This is a genomic window from Shewanella sp. VK101 (assembly GCF_056497865.1).
Map to the genome: position 1 here is coordinate 2994721 of NZ_CM151402.1, position 16200 is coordinate 3010920.

Below are 16200 nucleotides of genomic sequence, written 5' to 3' on the forward strand. Positions count from 1 at the left end.
CTCAGTCAGCGCTCCCGGCTGAGGTTGTTTCCGCCGATGCCTTTTCTTTAGGGTTAGATGTTTGTTCGTCGGCGCTTTTAGCCACTGCCGTTTCATCAATAAAGCGGCGAATATGGGCTATCACCTCATCACTGGCGTCTTCAAGAATATAATGGCCGCAGTCGGCAAAGGCGTGCAGCTCGGCTTTGGGCAGGCGCTGCTGCCAACCTTCAAGGAAGTGCCGGTCAAAGACAAAGTCCTTGAGACCCCAAAGAATAATGGTCGGCACCCGGGTAAACTGCTGTAAACTGGCATCAATCGACTGCACCAAGTCCCAGTTTCTGTCGCCGGGCTTGAGCGGAATATCCTGTACAAACCTCAAAGTCGAGATTCGATTTTGCCAGGAGTTGAATGGTGCCACATAGGCGCGGCGCACATCCGCAGCCATGGGCGCACGTTTGACTCCCACATAGGAAGCCGCGGACGAGAAGGCATTGAAGCCCCGCACCAGCAGGGTGCCAAGCGCGGTATCGCGGCAGATTTTCAGCGCCAGCGGCAAGGGCTTGCTCTTTGGCAAACCGAAGGCGGCGGTATTGAGCAGCACCAGGCGTTTAATCCTCTCAGGATAGCGGGCGGCATAGCCCATGCCTATCATGCCGCCCCAGTCATGCAGCACCAGTGTGATATTGCTGCGAATATCCAGACTGTCCAGCAGTGCTTCCAGATCGTCGATACGCTGCGCCAGCGTGTAGTCATAGGCATCATCGCCCGGTTTGTCGGACAAGCCGCAGCCGATATGATCCGGCACCACACATTCATATTGGTCGCTTAACGCCTGCACCAGGTTACGGTAGTAAAAAGACCAGCTGGGGTTACCGTGCACCATCACCACGGCATCGGGGCGTTGGCCGTTAATCCCGGCGGGTTTTTCATGCACATAATGCAGTTTGTGGCCGCCGAGCGTGATGAAATGACGCTTGAACGGGAAGAGTGTATCTAGGGTGGCCATTGGCTATCCTGTTGTTAATTTTGGTTATTTAGGCACTATTCTAATGGGCCCTGTCGAATGGGCATTGTCTAAAACCTGTATCAAGGGCTTACCAGCGCAGCCCCAGCATCATGCAGTTGAGTCCCGAGCCTATGCCAAGAAAGCTCACCCGGTCGCCTGCCTGCAAAAAGCCTTCACCGTGGGCCAGCGCCGCCGACACAGGCAAAGAGACAGTGCCCATATTGCCAAGGCGGGCAAAGGTGGGAAACTCTTTGTGCTCGGCAATGCCCAGGGCGCCCAGTACTTGCTTACGGTTGGCAGCCCCCACCTGATGACAGATAACCTTATCCACCTGTCCGGCAAGCCACTGGCGCTGCTGCAAAAACTGCTCCCAGGTCTGGCGCGCCAGCTCCACCCCCTCCTTCAAAAGGGCAACGGCATCGGTGCGCATCACCTCGCGGTAGAGGCGGTTACCGACCTCGACAAAACCCCACTGACACATCTGATGATGCTCCGGCGCCGCCAACTGACTGGCACCGAGCAACTGATGCTTGCGGGAGGTGGAAAGCGGCAAGCTGCCATCCGTGAGGATAACGGCCACGGCACCTGAGCCGCCGGTCAGGGTGGCCAGAGAAGCCGCAAAGTTTGCCATGCTGGGATCGGCCAGCATCTGCTCTATGGACGCCTCGACTATCTCCCGGGATGATTCACAGGACACCACCATACCGGCGCGGATCTGCCCCAGTTCTATACGGTTGGCCACATCCAGAATACCGGACAGGACTCCCAGGCAGGCGTTGCTGATATCAAAAACGGCGCAGTCGCGCCCGATACCTATGGCAGAAGCCACAGCACAGGCCGTGGCCGGCTCATGCTGATCACGGCACACGCCGGTGTAAACCAAGGCGCCCAGTGCTTTGGGATCCAGCCCTGTCTCGGCCAGCGCCTTTTGGGCGGCGCACACTGCACCTTGGGAAACCTTGAAGCCCTTGGGCCACCAACGACGCTCCTCAATGCCCGTCAGGGCAGCGAGTTGCCCAATGGGGATACGAAACTTTTGATAAAGCGGCGCAAGCCGGGATTCCAACTCGCGGCTGGACACCATTTCCGGCGCCAACTCATAAGCCAGACTATTGATATACACACGGGAATAATTCATGAAAAGCCAATCGCTCTCTCGGGCGCTCTGTGCCCTTGTTATCTTTTGGGGTCGTGATAATTAAGTCTTATGCCCCAGGCTGGCGTCATTTGACCAAGAAACGCCGGGGTATTCAATAAAAAACGCATTAAGCCGGTACTTGGCGCCGACTAATTCCCCGCTTGAGAGACATCTCTGTCCAAGCGGGCCTTGTTGTTTCATTTATCGGCGACCAGGCAACCAGGCATGGATTAAGGCATTGCGCGGCGTGGTGGCCTGCTCACAAAAGGCGCCTAGCTGCACCCGGTAACCGGCCTCCAACAGGAAACAGACCCTATCGAGCAGCAGATACCGTTCAATAACCGGCCGAAACAGATGTGCCGCCAAGTCAATACGGGCGGTTAATCTGCGCCTTTGCTCCCCCAAGCGCTGATAGGCGGCAAAATCCACCGCCTCAGGCAATAGCACTCCCTTTTGCGCCGCGGCCCAAAGACAGAAGTCCTTGAAGCTGCCGGACAGCTGACTCTGCCGTACCGCAGGCAGTGGCAGATAAGTGTCCTGAGCACGCACTTCACGCTGCAGACTATCGAATCCGAGCCGCCAACTGACCTCTTTGATCCTGTCGGCGCGCGCCTTTTGATTGGCAATAACACTGTGATTAAGCGGCAGTTGCAGCGCCGCCTTATCCAATCGCAGCGCCTGCTCTTGGGCACTTTGACTCAAGGGAGTGATATCGCCGGAGGGCAAGAGGTGATAACAACAAGGGGAAACCGAGACCACAGCGGTGCCACTTGCAACCGCGCGGCGCAGCAGCGTCAGGTGCAGCTCGCCGCAGGCATGCAGCGCAATGGCATGCTGCTTGGGCTTGAGATAACAAGGCTCGGCGGCAAAGGCATCGGCACAGACAAATTGCTGCGGCAAGTTACGTTTTTTTGCCGCTAGCTCGCCGGCTTCGCACAAAGATGCTTGCCACTCCAGGCTCAATACCGCCTTGCCGCTCAAGGCACTGAGCAGGCGCCCGAGATGCCCTTTTCCGGCGCACCACTCCAATAAAGGAAAGGGGTTGTTATGGGTGGCGATGGTATTGGCAAAGCGGCTTATCTGCTGCCATTTTCGGCCCTTTATACCGGCACTGAGCCGGGCCTCGGTTGATGCACAAAGCTTAGGTTGGCCATTATCCTGCTCAGGTGCGGGATAATCAAAGAGGTGCCAGGCAAAGTGTCTCTTGTCCCACAGGGCGGCCAATTCCTGCTCGCTCAAGTCTGCAACCAAGGCCGGCCAGAGGGTTGCCAACAACAATGACTGACTGGCATCCACAGTCTCGAGCGCATCGTCATCAATAGCCCAGAGCGCTGCGGCCAGCTTGGCAAAGCGCTGCTGCCAGGGAAGCTTGTGGTGCTCGAAACTCCTGACACTCCAAAGCGCGCGGCTTGAGAGCAACAATTGACTGAGCTGTCGAAGCTCTGCTTTCACCTCGGGCAAGCTGCAATCAACTGCCGTCAGCCGGGTTTCAACCCTGCCGGCCACTGGCTCGGCTTGCCGGGGGGAATTCTGTTGGCAGTCACACATTTTACTGGCCCGATTAACTTAAAGGGGTCGCATTATAGCCCCTGGTTGCCTTTGAGGAAAATAGCGCCACCCAAGCAGGAAACAGGGGGCAAAGCCTGCGAAAAAGCTGGGGTTGAGTCTCCCGCTTGCTGATAGCTTTACAGCCAAGGGGAAAAGTCAGCAGTAAGGACTAATTCACATAACAAATTGATTAGGAGTGGATTATTGTTTCAATAAACTATGCCTAAAGCCCGAGTCATCATCTTTCCTGGCGGCTTGGCAACGAAAGCTGCCGCCGCTATTTTCAGGTATAAATCCGCTCAAAGCTGTTACCTTTGCACCTGCCGCAATAGACTGGTGCATTCAAGCTGACAAAACAATCGAACCAACTCAATCTAACGAATTCAATCCAACGAAATGGTCGAGTGAAATCGGTAGAGCGAAATCAATCGCGCCAATTCACGGCGCTACACTCCGCCGCTGAACAGAATATTGATAAGAAGGATGTTGAATGATCCAATCTCCCTGCGTGGCGCGCTGCGGCCTCAATGAAGACGACTTTTGTATGGGCTGCCTGCGCCATATAGATGAAATCGTCAATTGGAGCCGTTGCCCGGATGAAGAGAAACGCGCCATTATTGCCAAACTCCCGGAGCGAAAACACGCCTTTTCGGGCATGGAAAACAGCGGCATTATCAGCAGAGCCAAATACCTCGAGGCAGAGGCCAGGCTTGGGCGCAGCGACAAGAGCAAAGCAAGTAAAAAAGAGTGATACAGCTTTAAGCGTTCAAGGCAACCAAGCCTTCATAAAGAAAAAGACCGCAATCGCGGTCTTTTTGGGATTTATGGATCACTCAGTCATTACTGCTCTGAGCTGACATTCCCAAGGGAACTGGCGGCACCGCCATTACCGTTGTGGGAATGGTGAGTTTCTGTGAGGCGACGCATCAGCGGCAATACTGCCAGCGCGATAAAGGTACAAACCAGTGCCGCTATCCCCAACTTGTTGAACAAGCTGGTGTAGATGGGTAGAGTCTCAAGCGGATCTGTGATGTTCTTCGGCACACTGGCGAAGTTGGCCACCACACCACCCAGATACTGAGAGATGCCCGAGGCGACAAAGTAAGCCCCCATCATAAAGCCCCCCATGCGCTCAGGTACGTAACGGGCAATCATAGCCAAGCCCAAACCACTGACCAGCAGCTCACCGAGTGAGTATGCGCCATAACCCCAGATCATCACCCAGGAAGAGGTCTTGCCATCAACGGCGAACATACCGGCAAAGCTGTAGATGAAGAAACCCAGCGCCACTACGGCAAAGCCCAGTGCGAACTTGGCGGCAATGGAAATATCCTTGTTGTTACGTCCGGCAGAGGCATAAACCCAGGCCAGCACAGGACTGAGCAACATGATCCAGATAGGGTTCAAGGCCTGGAACTGCGCCGGTGACCAGGTCCACAGATCGATACCAAAGGCCTGGAAGTTCCAGTCGACGTTACGCAGGGCAAACAGCGCCAGCGAGGTAGACATCTGTTGGTAAAACACAAAGAAGAATACAGTTTGTACCGTCAGAACCAAGGCGGCTATCAAACCGGCCCGTTCACTGGTTTCACTGTTTTTAATCAAGTAGATAAAGATACCGAGTACGGCGGCACCAGCTGTGTAAACAAAGGCGCGGGCCACATCTTCATATTCGAGGATAAAGGCTGAAGCCACTACAGACAGGGCCGCCAGGCCGAGTACCGCAAACAGCTTATTCATTTCCACTGGACGGGTATCCGGCTCCGAGCCATAGTTGGCCAGAGTCTTACGCATCATGGCGTAGTTACCCAGGCCTACCAGTAGGCCCACGCAGCAGACGGCAAAAGCCGCATGCCAGCCAAACTCGTTGCCATAGTTGGCGTTGACGTAATCTTTAATCCAGGGAGTCAACAACATGGAGAAGGTGGAACCCACGTTCACCGCCATGTAGTAAATGGTAAAGGCGCTGTCTATCTTGGAGTCGTCCCCTTCATAGATTTTGCGCACCAGGTTACCGGCATTGGGTTTGAACAAACCGTTACCGACAACGATTACCCCAAGGGCCGAAAACAGGAACCAGGTGTTTTCGGTCGGCACTGTCATCAAGGCATAACCCAATGACAGAATGCCGGCACCTAGCAACATGGTGCGCTTGGTACCGAGAATTTTATCCCCGACCCAGCCACCAATCGCCGGCGACACATAAATCAATGCGGCACAGGCACTCCATACCAGGTTGGCGCGACTGTCCTCAAACCCTAGACGCTGTACCATGAAGTACACGATAAGCGCCTGCATACCGTAATAACCGAAACGTTCCCATAGCTCGATAAGTGACACAGTCATAAAAGAATGCGTCTTGCTTACCTTAGGAGACCCTAATGTCATTTTGCTTGCTTCCATCTTGATTTGAAATAATTGTCAGACGAGTATAAGACTGCTGGCCGCACAATCCAACGCAAACTCTGGGGCAAAACACACTTTGTCGCAATTCTCCTACTCAGCTCAAATTCCATTGGCGAATTTTTCAACAAAACACTTACCTTCAGTGGGGAAAACGGAGCAAACCCTGCTGCCACAGGGGTTTCAACTAATTAATGAGAATTTTTATCAGTTCAAAAATCACCACCAAGGCGACTTGAAAACAGCATTTATCAGCGCCTATGACATAAAAAAACCGTCCTTGAATGGACGGTTTTTGCATTGAATGGCTTAAGCCTTATCAGGCCTTCCCAAAAGAAGCGGTCAATCTTTGGCCGCCATTCTCGCCTTGAGATCGGCAAAAGGATTAAAGGTGGCCGGCGCCTGTTTGGCTTCACTGGTGTCGCCATACTGCACCAGTTCTTCAAACCTGGAGTGCTCGTTGTCATGGCAGTAGAGGCACAACAGCTCCCAGTTGGAACCATCTGAAGGGTTGTTGTCGTGATTGTGATCTCTGTGATGCACAGTCAACTCACGCAAGTTCTTGTGGGTAAACTCCCTGGCACAGCGACCACAGACCCAGGGATAAAGCTTGAGTGCCTGCTCCCGATAGCCTTTTTCACGACTCGCCTGATACTCACGGGCCTGCGCCAGCACCCGATCCAATTTACTCTGTTCTGCCATCTTTCTTTTCCGGTGAACGGGCCCTTAAGGGCCCTCTACATATTCTGCGCTGGACAGATGCAGATAATGCAGGTGCTTCTCATACTGAGTCACCACATCTGCCTGGATCTGCTCTTCCGTATAACCCATAACATCATAATACTGTCCGCCGTGTTCGAGGAAGACTTCAACCCGGAAGTAGTTATTTTGTGACTCATCCTCAGCTTCTGCCTGAGTCTGATGAGTCACAGGCAGCGTAAAGGCGCGGATCCGCAAGCCATAGACAAAGGTCTGCACCTCTTCATTTTCGATGACCAACCTCACCCTGTCTTCATCGTACTGGAGATCGGCATTGATACCGCGGGACAAGAAGCCCTGAGAGACCTTGGACAGCGCCGGTGTCGCCACGTTGTCGACAAAGCGCCGCGCCTGCTCGTAGGAGGGATGCGATACCAACACATCTATCCTGTCTTCCCAGGACACGCTGGTTCTGGCGTACTGCACACTGGTGGTATGCAGCTGCACGCTGTTGATCTTGAGCCAGTCATCCTGCAACGCCTTGAACAGGCCAAAGCAAATAAGCAGCATCACCAACAAGAACGGCATGGCACTGGCAATCGCTGCCGTTTGCAGCGCCTGCAAGCCACCTGCGAGCAGCAGCACAGAGGCAACCACACCTTGCATCAGGGCCCAGAAGATCCGCTGCCATACAGGCGCATCGGCATCGCCGCCTGAGGTCAGGTTATCGATCACCAAAGAGCCTGAGTCCGACGAGGTCACAAAGAAGGTCACCACCAGACACACAGCGATGACTGACAGCAGATTGGAAAGCGGCAAGTGCTCGAAGAAGGTAAACAGGGCGACTGACACATCGGTAGAAACCGCGGTAGCCAGATATTCGGCGCCATGGTTCATGATGGCATCTATCGCCGAGTTACCGAAAACCGTCATCCACAGGAAGGTGAAACCACTGGGAACAAACAAAATCCCCACCAGGAACTCACGAATGGTGCGGCCGCGGGAGACCCGGGCGATAAAGGTACCGACAAAAGGTGACCAGGAGATCCACCAGCCCCAGTAGAGCAGAGTCCAGCCACCGAGCCAGTCATTCTTCTGCTCGTAGGCATAGAGGTTAAAGGTCTTGCTCACCAGCTCACTCAAATAGCTGCCGGTGTTTTGCACGAAAGACTGCAGCAGAGCAACCGTTGGACCAAACAGCAGTACTATCATCATCAGCACAAAAGCCAGCCCGAGGTTAAGCTCACTTAAACGCTTGACCCCTTTATCCAGGCCGGAAAACACAGAGCCGGTGGCGATAAGAGTGATACCTATGATCAGTGCTACCTGCACAGTACTGCTGATAGGGAAAGAATCCCCCAACAGATAGTTGAGTCCCGAGTTAACCTGCAATACCCCGAAGCCCAATGAGGTAGCCACACCAAACATGGTGCCAAGCACGGCAAAGGTGTCGACGCAGTGGCCTATGGGGCCATAAATACGTTCACCAATCAGAGGATAAAGGGCACTTCTTGGCAGCAGCGGCAGCTTATGCCGATAGCTGAAATAGGCCAGACTCAAGGCCACTACCGCATAGATGGCCCAGGCGTGAATACCCCAGTGGAAGAAGGTGATCTTCATCGCCTCTTTGGCGGCTTCAACTGTCTGGGGATCCGCGTCCGGCGGCGCCAGGTAGTGCATCACAGGCTCACCAACCCCAAAGAACATCAAGCCTATGCCCATACCGGCAGAGAACAGCATGGCGATCCAGCTCTTGTAGCTGTAATCCGGCTCGGCATGATCCGGCCCAAGCTTGATATCACCGAAGCGACTCACCATCACAAAGATGATGAATACCAGAAAAATGGCCACGCCCATGATGTAGAGCCAGCCAGCCTTCAACTCCAGCCAGGATTGAGCTGACTTAAATAGCTCCTGCGCTTCATTCGGCCAGACGGCACACACCAACACCATGAAGGCGATACAGAACACTGACGAAAAAAACACCGGAGGATTAATACTCGACTTAATCAAATTTTGCGCTCCTTTTTACGGATAAAACTGCGCTGCCTGCGATCAAGTTCCTAAGTTACCGCTGAACTCGGCCGGGGACAACGCTTATCCAAAGCCACACCAAAAGCTTATCGGGTGTTTATGTGCAGTATGTGACACCCTTCCGCGGACAAGCTCTCGGCTTGATAAAAATGGAAGAGATAAGGCCCACCGGGATCAAAGTGTTGGCGGGACAGACAAGATTACCGTGGCATATTGAATGGCAATCGACTCGGACACAAACTGCTACTTTTGGCAACAATCGGCGCTGATTATACACAAAAACGGACAAAATGGGGAGTCTCTGGCGACTCCCGCTCACAGAATCAGCCTTTTCCTACTCGCCGCTCTTGGGGGTTTGTGAAATACCCGCGGTCAGATTAAAGCGCATCGCCTCCTCGAATGACCAATCCACCATGATCAAGTCCTCTCGTTTGACCAGGCTGGTGACCCCGGCCATCTGGTAGGAGAGTTGAAACAGCACAGGCACCCAGTCCCCTTCGGGCAAGGCATCGAGCAGCGGCTGAGGCGGCTTGTCCGTCATAATAAAGCCGACCACAAAACCGCCGTTTGCCTGGCGCACCAATACTGTCTGCTGCGACTTGGGCTTACTGCCATCTCGGTTCATCAAAGAAGCAATATCGCGGATACTGCCATAGACAGACTTGAACAGGGGAAAACGCATCAACTGCCGTTCAATCCAGCTCCAGAGCCAAACGATGGGGCTGACGGAAAACAGTAAACCGGCAACAAATACCAAGGCTGTGACCAATATAAAACCGGCTCCGGTAAATACAGTGTCCATGCCCACCAGAGAGAAGAGTAACTTGCCCAGGCTGTCGAGAGATTCAAACAAGGACCAGAACAGCCAGAGACTAAGTGCCATGGGCAGCAGATTAAGCAAGCCGCGGATCAGGGTTTGTTTCATTGAATTCCTCTTGATATTTAAGACTGTATAGGGCGCAGGACAGAGGCTCAAAGGAAGGTTTCTCGGCTGCCCCTTCCCCAACAGGCGCTCAACTCTGTATCCTGACAGAGACGCAAATCGATAGCAAAATGTTGTGCATATTACCCCGGGAGGCCGCAGGGTCTCCCGGGTGCGACAAGGAGAATAACAGCATGCGCGTAACCCGACTGGACCACCTGGTGTTGACCGTCCGCGACATAGAGCAGAGTGTCGCCTTCTACCAAAAACTGGGCATGAAACGCCAAACCTTTGCCGATAACAGAACGGCGCTGCAATTTGGCGATCAGAAAATCAACCTGCACCAGATTGGCCGCGAATATTACCCCAATGCCGCCAAAGCCCAAAGTGGTTCGGCGGACTTGTGCTTTATCACCTGTGGTTCACTCGAGGATGTTATGGCGCATCTCAGTGCCGTGGGTATCGACATCGAAGAGGGCCCCGTCGCCCGTACCGGCGCCACCGGCCCGATAGACTCAGTCTATATTCGCGATCCTGACGGCAACCTGATCGAGCTGGCAGAATACCGCGTTGACTAGGCTGGGCTTTGACGAGACTGCTTTGACTAAGTCCCCGTTGACTAAGTCCTATGTTGACCAAGTTCTCTGTTGACCAAGTATTCCGTTGACCAAGAGCTCCGTTGACCGGGCGGTGCAGCTAACCGAGCTGCACCAGCCTGCACAGGCACAAAAAAGCCGCTTGACTACAAGCGGCTTTCTCTAAGGCTCGCGGATAAGAGCTTAAAGCTCTTTTTCCATCTCCTCGTAGGAGACGTGGCGTACGTCTTTGCCCTTGACGTAGTAAATCACGTACTCACAGATGTTTTTGCAGCGGTCCCCTACCCGCTCAACCGCGCGGGCAGCCCAGAGCACATCCAGCACACCTGGGATAGAGCGGGGATCTTCCATCATGTAAGTCATCAACTGGCGAATGATGCCTTCATATTCCTTGTCCAGCTTGGCATCTTCCTTGTGCAGCTCCAGCGCCGAGTCGGCATCCATCCGTGCCAATGCATCCAGGGTCGAGTGCAACATACGGGTGGCATGGCGCCCCATGGACTCAATGCTGACCAGCAGCGGCTGCTGATTATTGCTGCGCTTCTCCTGTGCCGCCTTGGCGATACGCACACAGGCATCGCCGATGCGCTCAAGATCGGCAATCGTCTTGGAGATGGCTATCACCAGACGCAAGTCGCTGGCCGCCGGCTGACGCTTGGCAATGATGCGAGTACACTCTTCATCTATCATCACCTCCATGCCGTTGACCTTGTGATCGCCCTCGATCACCTTCTGCGCCAACTCGGTATCCAGGCTGCCCAGGGCATCCAGCGCCTGTTCCAACTGCCGCTCCACCATACCGCCCATGGCCAGCACCCGGTTGCGGATATCTTCCAGCTCGGCATTGAACTGGCCTGAGATATGTTTATTCAGGTTCTTGTTTTCCATTTGCTTCCCCTTGCTCGGACGCAGCGTTTATCAACCGTAGCGGCCGGTAATATAATCTTCGGTCTTACTCTGTTTTGGCGTGGTAAAGATAGTGTTGGTATCCGAGTACTCGATCAGCTCGCCCATATACATAAAGGCAGTCTGATCCGATACCCTGGCCGCCTGCTGCATGTTGTGCGTCACTATCACCACTGTGTACTTGGACTTGAGCTCGGTGATCAGCTCTTCGATAGTCAGGGTCGAGATAGGATCCAGTGCCGAAGTTGGCTCATCGAGCAGCAAGACTTCAGGCTCAATGGCTATCGCCCGGGCAATCACCAGACGCTGCTGCTGACCACCGGACAACCCGAAGGCGTTGTCATGCAATCTGTCTTTCACCTCGTCCCAGATGGCGGCGCCGCGCAGTGAACGCTCACAGGCCTCATCCAGCTCACGGCGGTTACTCACGCCCTGCAGGCGCAGGCCATAGACGACATTTTCATAAATGGACTTGGGGAAAGGATTGGGACGCTGGAACACCATGCCCACATTGCGTCTCAGCGCCGCGACATCGACTTTCTTGTCGTAGATATTTTGGCCATGGAGCAAAATCTCCCCGTCGATATGGCAGTTATCCACCAGATCGTTCATCCGGTTGATACAGCGCAGCAAGGTGGACTTACCGCAACCACTGGGGCCGATGAAGGCGGTGACCTTCTTCTTGGGGATCTTCATGGAAACATCAAACAGCGCCTGCTTGTCACCATAGCGCAGATCCAAGTTACGGATCTCCAGCGCCGTCTCTTCGGCAGGCAGGTTCGCCAGATCCAGCGTCTCAGTATTCATTACCGATGAGTCTATCGAAATCATATTCTGTCCTATCACTTCAGGATAATCGTCAATTAGTGTTCAAGCGAGCGGTACTTTTCACGCAGATGGTTGCGCACGCTGATAGCCGTCAGGTTGAGTGCCACGATCACAGATACCAGCAGGAACGAGGTGGCATAGACCAAAGGCCTGGCAGCTTCTACGTTGGGGCTCTGGAAACCGACATCATAAATATGGAACCCGAGGTGCATGAACTTACGCTCAAGATGCACGAAGGGGAAATTCATATCCACAGGCAAGGTAGGCGCCAACTTGACCACCCCCACCAGCATCAAGGGTGCCACTTCGCCGGCGGCGCGGGCAACAGCCAGAATAAGCCCTGTCATAATCGCCGGGCTGGCCATGGGGATAATAATCCGCCACAGGGTTTCGGCCTTGGTGGCCCCCAGTGCCAGGCTGCCCTGACGCACTGAGCTTGGAATACGTGACAAGCCTTCTTCGGTGGAAACTATCACCACAGGCAGGGTCAGAATCGCCAAAGTCAGTGCCGACCAGATAACCCCGGGAGAGCCAAAGGTGGGCGACGGCAACGCCTCTGGATAGAACAGCTGATCCAGCGAGCCCCCCAACATATAGACAAAGAAGCCCAGACCAAACACCCCGTACACAATCGAAGGCACACCGGCGAGGTTGATCACCGCGATACGTATCATCTTGGTGATCGGCCCTTTCTTGGCGTATTCGTGCAGATAGATGGCGGCCACCACACCGAATGGTGTCACTATCACGGCCATCAACAACACCATGAATACTGTGCCGAAAATCGCCGGAAACACCCCGCCCTCTGTGTTGGCTTCGCGGGGGTCGTCACTGATAAAGCGTCCCAGACCAACAAACCAGTGGCCAACCTTGTCGATAAAGCCCATGCGGTTGACATAGCTGACATCGAGCACCGAATCCAGGCTGAGAGTCACTTCTTCACCACGCATGTCGCGTACTATCACAGAGTCGCGTCCGGCTTGCTCACGCAGAGAGAACAGCTGCTTTTCCAACCCTTGATAATGCTGATCCAGTTGTTGACGCTTGGACTCAAGCTCGGCCTTGCGCTCAGGCGTCAGGGCATCGTCAAGCTCATAGCCACGTTCTTTGAGGCGCAGACGTTCCAGCTCATAGTTAACCGCGCCTATGTCCTGCTTCTGCAGTGTCATCGCCTGATCGGCCAGGTCCACTGCGCGCTCGATATGCTCCTCGAGTGAGTGCTGCACATCGCCGCCTAGCTCCAGCCGCTGGCCCTTCTCAATCACGGCCACAGGATAGCCGTAGAAGTTACCGTTCTTGGTACGCTCTATCATGGCCAAGCCTTCCGGGGTGGAGCGCGACAAAATATCTGTCTCCAGAATCCAGCGGAAATCCAGGCCGACAAACTCACGGTTACCCGTCTTGACCAGATAGCGGGTCACAAACTCACCCGGCTCTGAGTTGAAGTGGTAACCGGCGGATTTCAACCGCTCGGTCGGCACTTCTTCTCTGTCGTACAGCTCTCCTATCAGGGTGTAGCGCTGGCCTTTGTCATCCTGCATCTCCCACTGATAGATATCCGCGGGCCAGAAATAGCTCAGGCCACGCCAGGCGATGAGTAACAATAGCCCCAACACCGCAATCAAACTCAGGCTAACGGCGCCCCCTGTCATCCAGATCCAGGGAGAGCCTGATTTAAACCACTTACCCATTGCACAAACCCCTTAAGGTGATTGGCGAAACATCTAGTGTTCTATTCATAATTTCTCTCCCGTTACAGTGAGCTGTAGCGGTCACGCAGACGCTGACGCACCACTTCGGCCACAGTGTTGAACAGGAAGGTAAAGATAAAGAGCACAAAGGCTGCGAGGAACAATACCCGGTAATGGGAGCTGCCGATGGCCGACTCCGGCATTTCCACCGCGATATTGGCCGCCAGGGTCCGCATCCCTTCAAACACGCTCCACTCCATGATGGCGGTGTTCCCCGTGGCCATGAGTACAATCATGGTTTCACCCACGGCGCGGCCAAGGCCCATCATGACTGCCGAGAATATCCCCGGGCTTGCGGTCAGCAGCACTACCCGGGTCAGGGTCTGCCAGGGGGTCGCTCCCAAGGCCAGGCTGCCGTTCGACAGATGACGCGGCACAGAGAAGATGGCGTCTTCAGCAATGGAGAAGATGGTTGGAATGACGGCAAAGCCCATGGCAATCCCCACCACCAGCGCATTACGCTGATCGAAGGTGATCCCCAATTCATTGGTGATGAACTGGCGGGTGTCGCCGTGGAAGAAGGCCACTTCGATTGCCGGGCTGATGGCAAAAGAGAACCAACCGACAAAACAGATAACCGGGATCAGCATCAGTTCCTGATAGGTTTCCGGCAGTATCGCCTTAATGCGACCCGGCAGCTTGGACCAGGCATAGGCACTGGTCACTATGCTTATCGGCAACAACAGCAGCAAGGCCAGAATGCCGGGCAGATGCTCTTCAATCAGCGGCGCCAGCCAGAGACCGGCCAGGAAACCGAGGATCACTGTCGGCAGGGCTTCCATGATTTCAATGGTGGGTTTGACTATGCTGCGCACCTTGGGCGACATGAAATAGGCGGTATAGATGGCGCCGGCAATCGCCAGAGGAACGGCAAACAGCATGGCATAGAACGCCGCCTTGAGCGTACCGAATGCCAGCGGCATCAGGCTGAGCTTGGCTTCAAAATCATCCGAGCCGGAAGTCGACTGCCAGACAAACTGCGGCTCAGGGTAACCTTCATACCAAACCTTGTTCCACAGGGCGCTCCAGGAAACTTCCGGATGGTCGTTATCAACCGCGTACAGGTGCAGCTTGCTGCCATCTTCAATGATCAAGGCATTGGAGCGGGGGCTGAAGCCCATAACACCCGGCGCTTTGAGATCGAACTTCTTGTCGAACAGCTCGCGCTCACTCGTGGTGTAAAGCAAAGACAGTTCACCCTCGGGGCTTACTGTGGCAAAGCTCTTGCGGTAGAACTCAGAGGCTATGGTGTCCACCTTACCCAAACCGCTAAACTCGCGGATCTCCTGATAGACACGGCCGCGGTCGCTGGCCACCTGAAAATACTGGGCCACCACACCGTTATCGTAGCCGACCAGCAGTGAACTGGCGCCCGCCAGCAGGCTCAAACTGGTGACCTTGGCCTTGGCTTTCTCGACATCTATCACCTGTTGCAACGAGATTTCATCCACATATTGAATGTTGTAGACAAAAATCTTGTTGCCGGACTGCAGCAGCAGTTGGCGCTGATCCGGGGTCATGAGTTGATGTTCAGTACGGGAAGGCGCATCCGGCAGTGGCATGGTTTGTGTGTTCCACTCCACTTCCTCGGTCATCATGTTCTCTTCGCCGACCATCTTGGTCAGTTGCCAGCGATTCTGGCTGTCCTGGTAGGCAAAGCTCATGCTCTCCGAGCTATAGCCGAAGGCGAGATTTTTGAGTGGCGAGCCATCCTCGGCAACCGTCAGTGCCGACTCCCCCAGTGGATACTTAACCTTGGGAGTGATCAGGCGCTGGTTATTGGGATAGCTGACACCAAACTCGACCCCGGCCAATAAGAGTTGACCGTTATCCAGTCCGAGGGCAAACAACTGCTGGCTTGGGGCGCTGACTGCGCTGCTGACCACTTTGCTCGAATCCGGCACAGGCAGTTTCACCTGTTGGTGCTGCTGTTCGCCTTTGACCCTGAAAAAGTCCACCACGCCTTGGTCACCGACCCGATAGAGCAGTTCATTTTGCTCGTCACTGCCCACCATCAGCGTCTTGTCTGAACTGGCCGGCAGGCTCACTTCGGTGACGGGTTCAACACTGGCGCCGTCAAACACCGGCTTAATCACGTAAAGCAGATAGAAAAAGATCAACAAAAGGGCGACGAACACCATGGTTCCGCCCACTGTTACCCCTATCTGCGCGGCCTTATCCTTGAAGGCTCTGCGGCCGGAGCCTTTGCTCACCAACAGATCTTTCGACGCAGAAGCAGGCTGAATGACCTGACTTTCCATTAAGAACCTCTATTATTAATAGCTGTTAGGCTTTTTTACCGAATTAACCGTACGTTATTGCGTTTCGGCCAACCCAGGTAAGACCATCCCTTATCGAGTGGCTGGGATTATATGACGCAAAAATGA

General features: G+C 54.3%; 13 protein-coding genes. 2 read left to right on the forward strand and 11 right to left on the reverse strand.

Going from position 1 to position 16200, the window contains the following annotated elements; all coding sequences use genetic code 11:
- Nucleotide 1: 1 nt before the first annotated feature.
- The 3 genes from ACSHSR_RS13440 to ACSHSR_RS13450 all read right to left on the reverse strand — a co-directional run bounded on the left by ACSHSR_RS13440 (nucleotide 2) and on the right by ACSHSR_RS13450 (nucleotide 3674).
- Complete coding sequence (locus ACSHSR_RS13440; protein ID WP_167714869.1) at nucleotides 2-988, reverse strand: alpha/beta fold hydrolase; 987 nt, start codon at nucleotides 986-988, stop codon at nucleotides 2-4.
- Nucleotides 989-1076: 88 nt separating this feature from the next.
- The gene (locus tag ACSHSR_RS13445; protein WP_208162145.1) at nucleotides 1077-2126 is read right to left on the reverse strand and encodes a 3-oxoacyl-ACP synthase III; all 1050 of its coding nucleotides are present in this window, start codon (nucleotides 2124-2126) and stop codon (nucleotides 1077-1079) included.
- Nucleotides 2127-2327: 201 nt separating this feature from the next.
- Entirely contained in the window at nucleotides 2328-3674 is a 1347-nt protein-coding gene (locus ACSHSR_RS13450; protein WP_479630833.1) for a class I SAM-dependent methyltransferase, read from the reverse strand.
- Nucleotides 3675-4167: 493 nt separating this feature from the next.
- Between ACSHSR_RS13450 and ACSHSR_RS13455 the strand changes: the two genes are divergently transcribed.
- Entirely contained in the window at nucleotides 4168-4425 is a 258-nt protein-coding gene (locus tag ACSHSR_RS13455) for a DUF1289 domain-containing protein (protein ID WP_071238891.1), read from the forward strand.
- Between the two features lie 89 nt (nucleotides 4426-4514).
- Here ACSHSR_RS13455 and ACSHSR_RS13460 read toward each other — a convergent pair whose 3' ends face one another.
- From ACSHSR_RS13460 to ACSHSR_RS13475, 4 genes are all read right to left on the reverse strand, one after another.
- Entirely contained in the window at nucleotides 4515-6062 is a 1548-nt protein-coding gene (locus ACSHSR_RS13460; RefSeq protein ID WP_028780324.1) for a peptide MFS transporter, read from the reverse strand.
- Nucleotides 6063-6419: 357 nt separating this feature from the next.
- Nucleotides 6420-6779: a YajD family HNH nuclease gene (locus ACSHSR_RS13465; protein WP_025009816.1), complete on the reverse strand. Its 360-nt coding sequence runs from the start codon at nucleotides 6777-6779 to the stop codon at nucleotides 6420-6422.
- A 24-nt stretch (nucleotides 6780-6803) separates the two neighbouring features.
- Entirely contained in the window at nucleotides 6804-8789 is a 1986-nt protein-coding gene (locus ACSHSR_RS13470; RefSeq protein ID WP_071238859.1) for a BCCT family transporter, read from the reverse strand.
- A 355-nt stretch (nucleotides 8790-9144) separates the two neighbouring features.
- Nucleotides 9145-9735, reverse strand: coding sequence for a DUF502 domain-containing protein (locus tag ACSHSR_RS13475; RefSeq protein ID WP_028780326.1), 591 nt, complete (start codon nucleotides 9733-9735; stop codon nucleotides 9145-9147).
- Nucleotides 9736-9926: 191 nt separating this feature from the next.
- On the opposite strand from ACSHSR_RS13475, the gene ACSHSR_RS13480 reads away from it, so the two are divergent.
- Nucleotides 9927-10310: a VOC family protein gene (locus ACSHSR_RS13480; RefSeq protein WP_071238860.1), complete on the forward strand. Its 384-nt coding sequence runs from the start codon at nucleotides 9927-9929 to the stop codon at nucleotides 10308-10310.
- A 201-nt stretch (nucleotides 10311-10511) separates the two neighbouring features.
- Here ACSHSR_RS13480 and phoU read toward each other — a convergent pair whose 3' ends face one another.
- The 4 genes from phoU to ACSHSR_RS13500 all read right to left on the reverse strand — a co-directional run bounded on the left by phoU (nucleotide 10512) and on the right by ACSHSR_RS13500 (nucleotide 16074).
- Nucleotides 10512-11216, reverse strand: coding sequence for a phosphate signaling complex protein PhoU (phoU, locus tag ACSHSR_RS13485; RefSeq protein WP_025886617.1), 705 nt, complete (start codon nucleotides 11214-11216; stop codon nucleotides 10512-10514).
- Nucleotides 11217-11246: 30 nt separating this feature from the next.
- The gene (gene pstB, locus ACSHSR_RS13490; protein ID WP_025009812.1) at nucleotides 11247-12065 is read right to left on the reverse strand and encodes a phosphate ABC transporter ATP-binding protein PstB; all 819 of its coding nucleotides are present in this window, start codon (nucleotides 12063-12065) and stop codon (nucleotides 11247-11249) included.
- 32 nt (nucleotides 12066-12097) lie between these two features.
- Nucleotides 12098-13753 carry a phosphate ABC transporter permease PstA gene (gene pstA / locus ACSHSR_RS13495; RefSeq protein ID WP_101059108.1) on the reverse strand — a complete coding sequence of 552 codons (1656 nt, stop codon included), beginning with the start codon at nucleotides 13751-13753 and terminating at the stop codon, nucleotides 12098-12100.
- A gap of 62 nt (nucleotides 13754-13815) precedes the next feature.
- Nucleotides 13816-16074 carry an ABC transporter permease subunit gene (locus tag ACSHSR_RS13500; protein ID WP_208184595.1) on the reverse strand — a complete coding sequence of 753 codons (2259 nt, stop codon included), beginning with the start codon at nucleotides 16072-16074 and terminating at the stop codon, nucleotides 13816-13818.
- Between the last annotated feature and the right edge of the window lie 126 nt (nucleotides 16075-16200).

Bases quoted from the DNA above. Each gene is read 5' to 3' on its own strand.
- ACSHSR_RS13480 (WP_071238860.1), top strand. From the start codon at position 9,927: ATGCGCGTAACCCGACTGGACCACCTGGTGTTGACCGTCCGCGACATA.
- phoU (WP_025886617.1), bottom strand. From the start codon at position 11,216: ATGGAAAACAAGAACCTGAATAAACATATCTCAGGCCAGTTCAATGCC.
- pstA (WP_101059108.1), bottom strand. From the start codon at position 13,753: ATGGGTAAGTGGTTTAAATCAGGCTCTCCCTGGATCTGGATGACAGGG.
- ACSHSR_RS13445 (WP_208162145.1), bottom strand. From the start codon at position 2,126: ATGAATTATTCCCGTGTGTATATCAATAGTCTGGCTTATGAGTTGGCG.
- ACSHSR_RS13475 (WP_028780326.1), bottom strand. From the start codon at position 9,735: ATGAAACAAACCCTGATCCGCGGCTTGCTTAATCTGCTGCCCATGGCA.
- ACSHSR_RS13465 (WP_025009816.1), bottom strand. From the start codon at position 6,779: ATGGCAGAACAGAGTAAATTGGATCGGGTGCTGGCGCAGGCCCGTGAG.
- ACSHSR_RS13440 (WP_167714869.1), bottom strand. From the start codon at position 988: ATGGCCACCCTAGATACACTCTTCCCGTTCAAGCGTCATTTCATCACG.
- ACSHSR_RS13500 (WP_208184595.1), bottom strand. From the start codon at position 16,074: ATGGAAAGTCAGGTCATTCAGCCTGCTTCTGCGTCGAAAGATCTGTTG.
- ACSHSR_RS13450 (WP_479630833.1), bottom strand. From the start codon at position 3,674: ATGTGTGACTGCCAACAGAATTCCCCCCGGCAAGCCGAGCCAGTGGCC.
- pstB (WP_025009812.1), bottom strand. From the start codon at position 12,065: ATGATTTCGATAGACTCATCGGTAATGAATACTGAGACGCTGGATCTG.
- ACSHSR_RS13460 (WP_028780324.1), bottom strand. From the start codon at position 6,062: ATGACATTAGGGTCTCCTAAGGTAAGCAAGACGCATTCTTTTATGACT.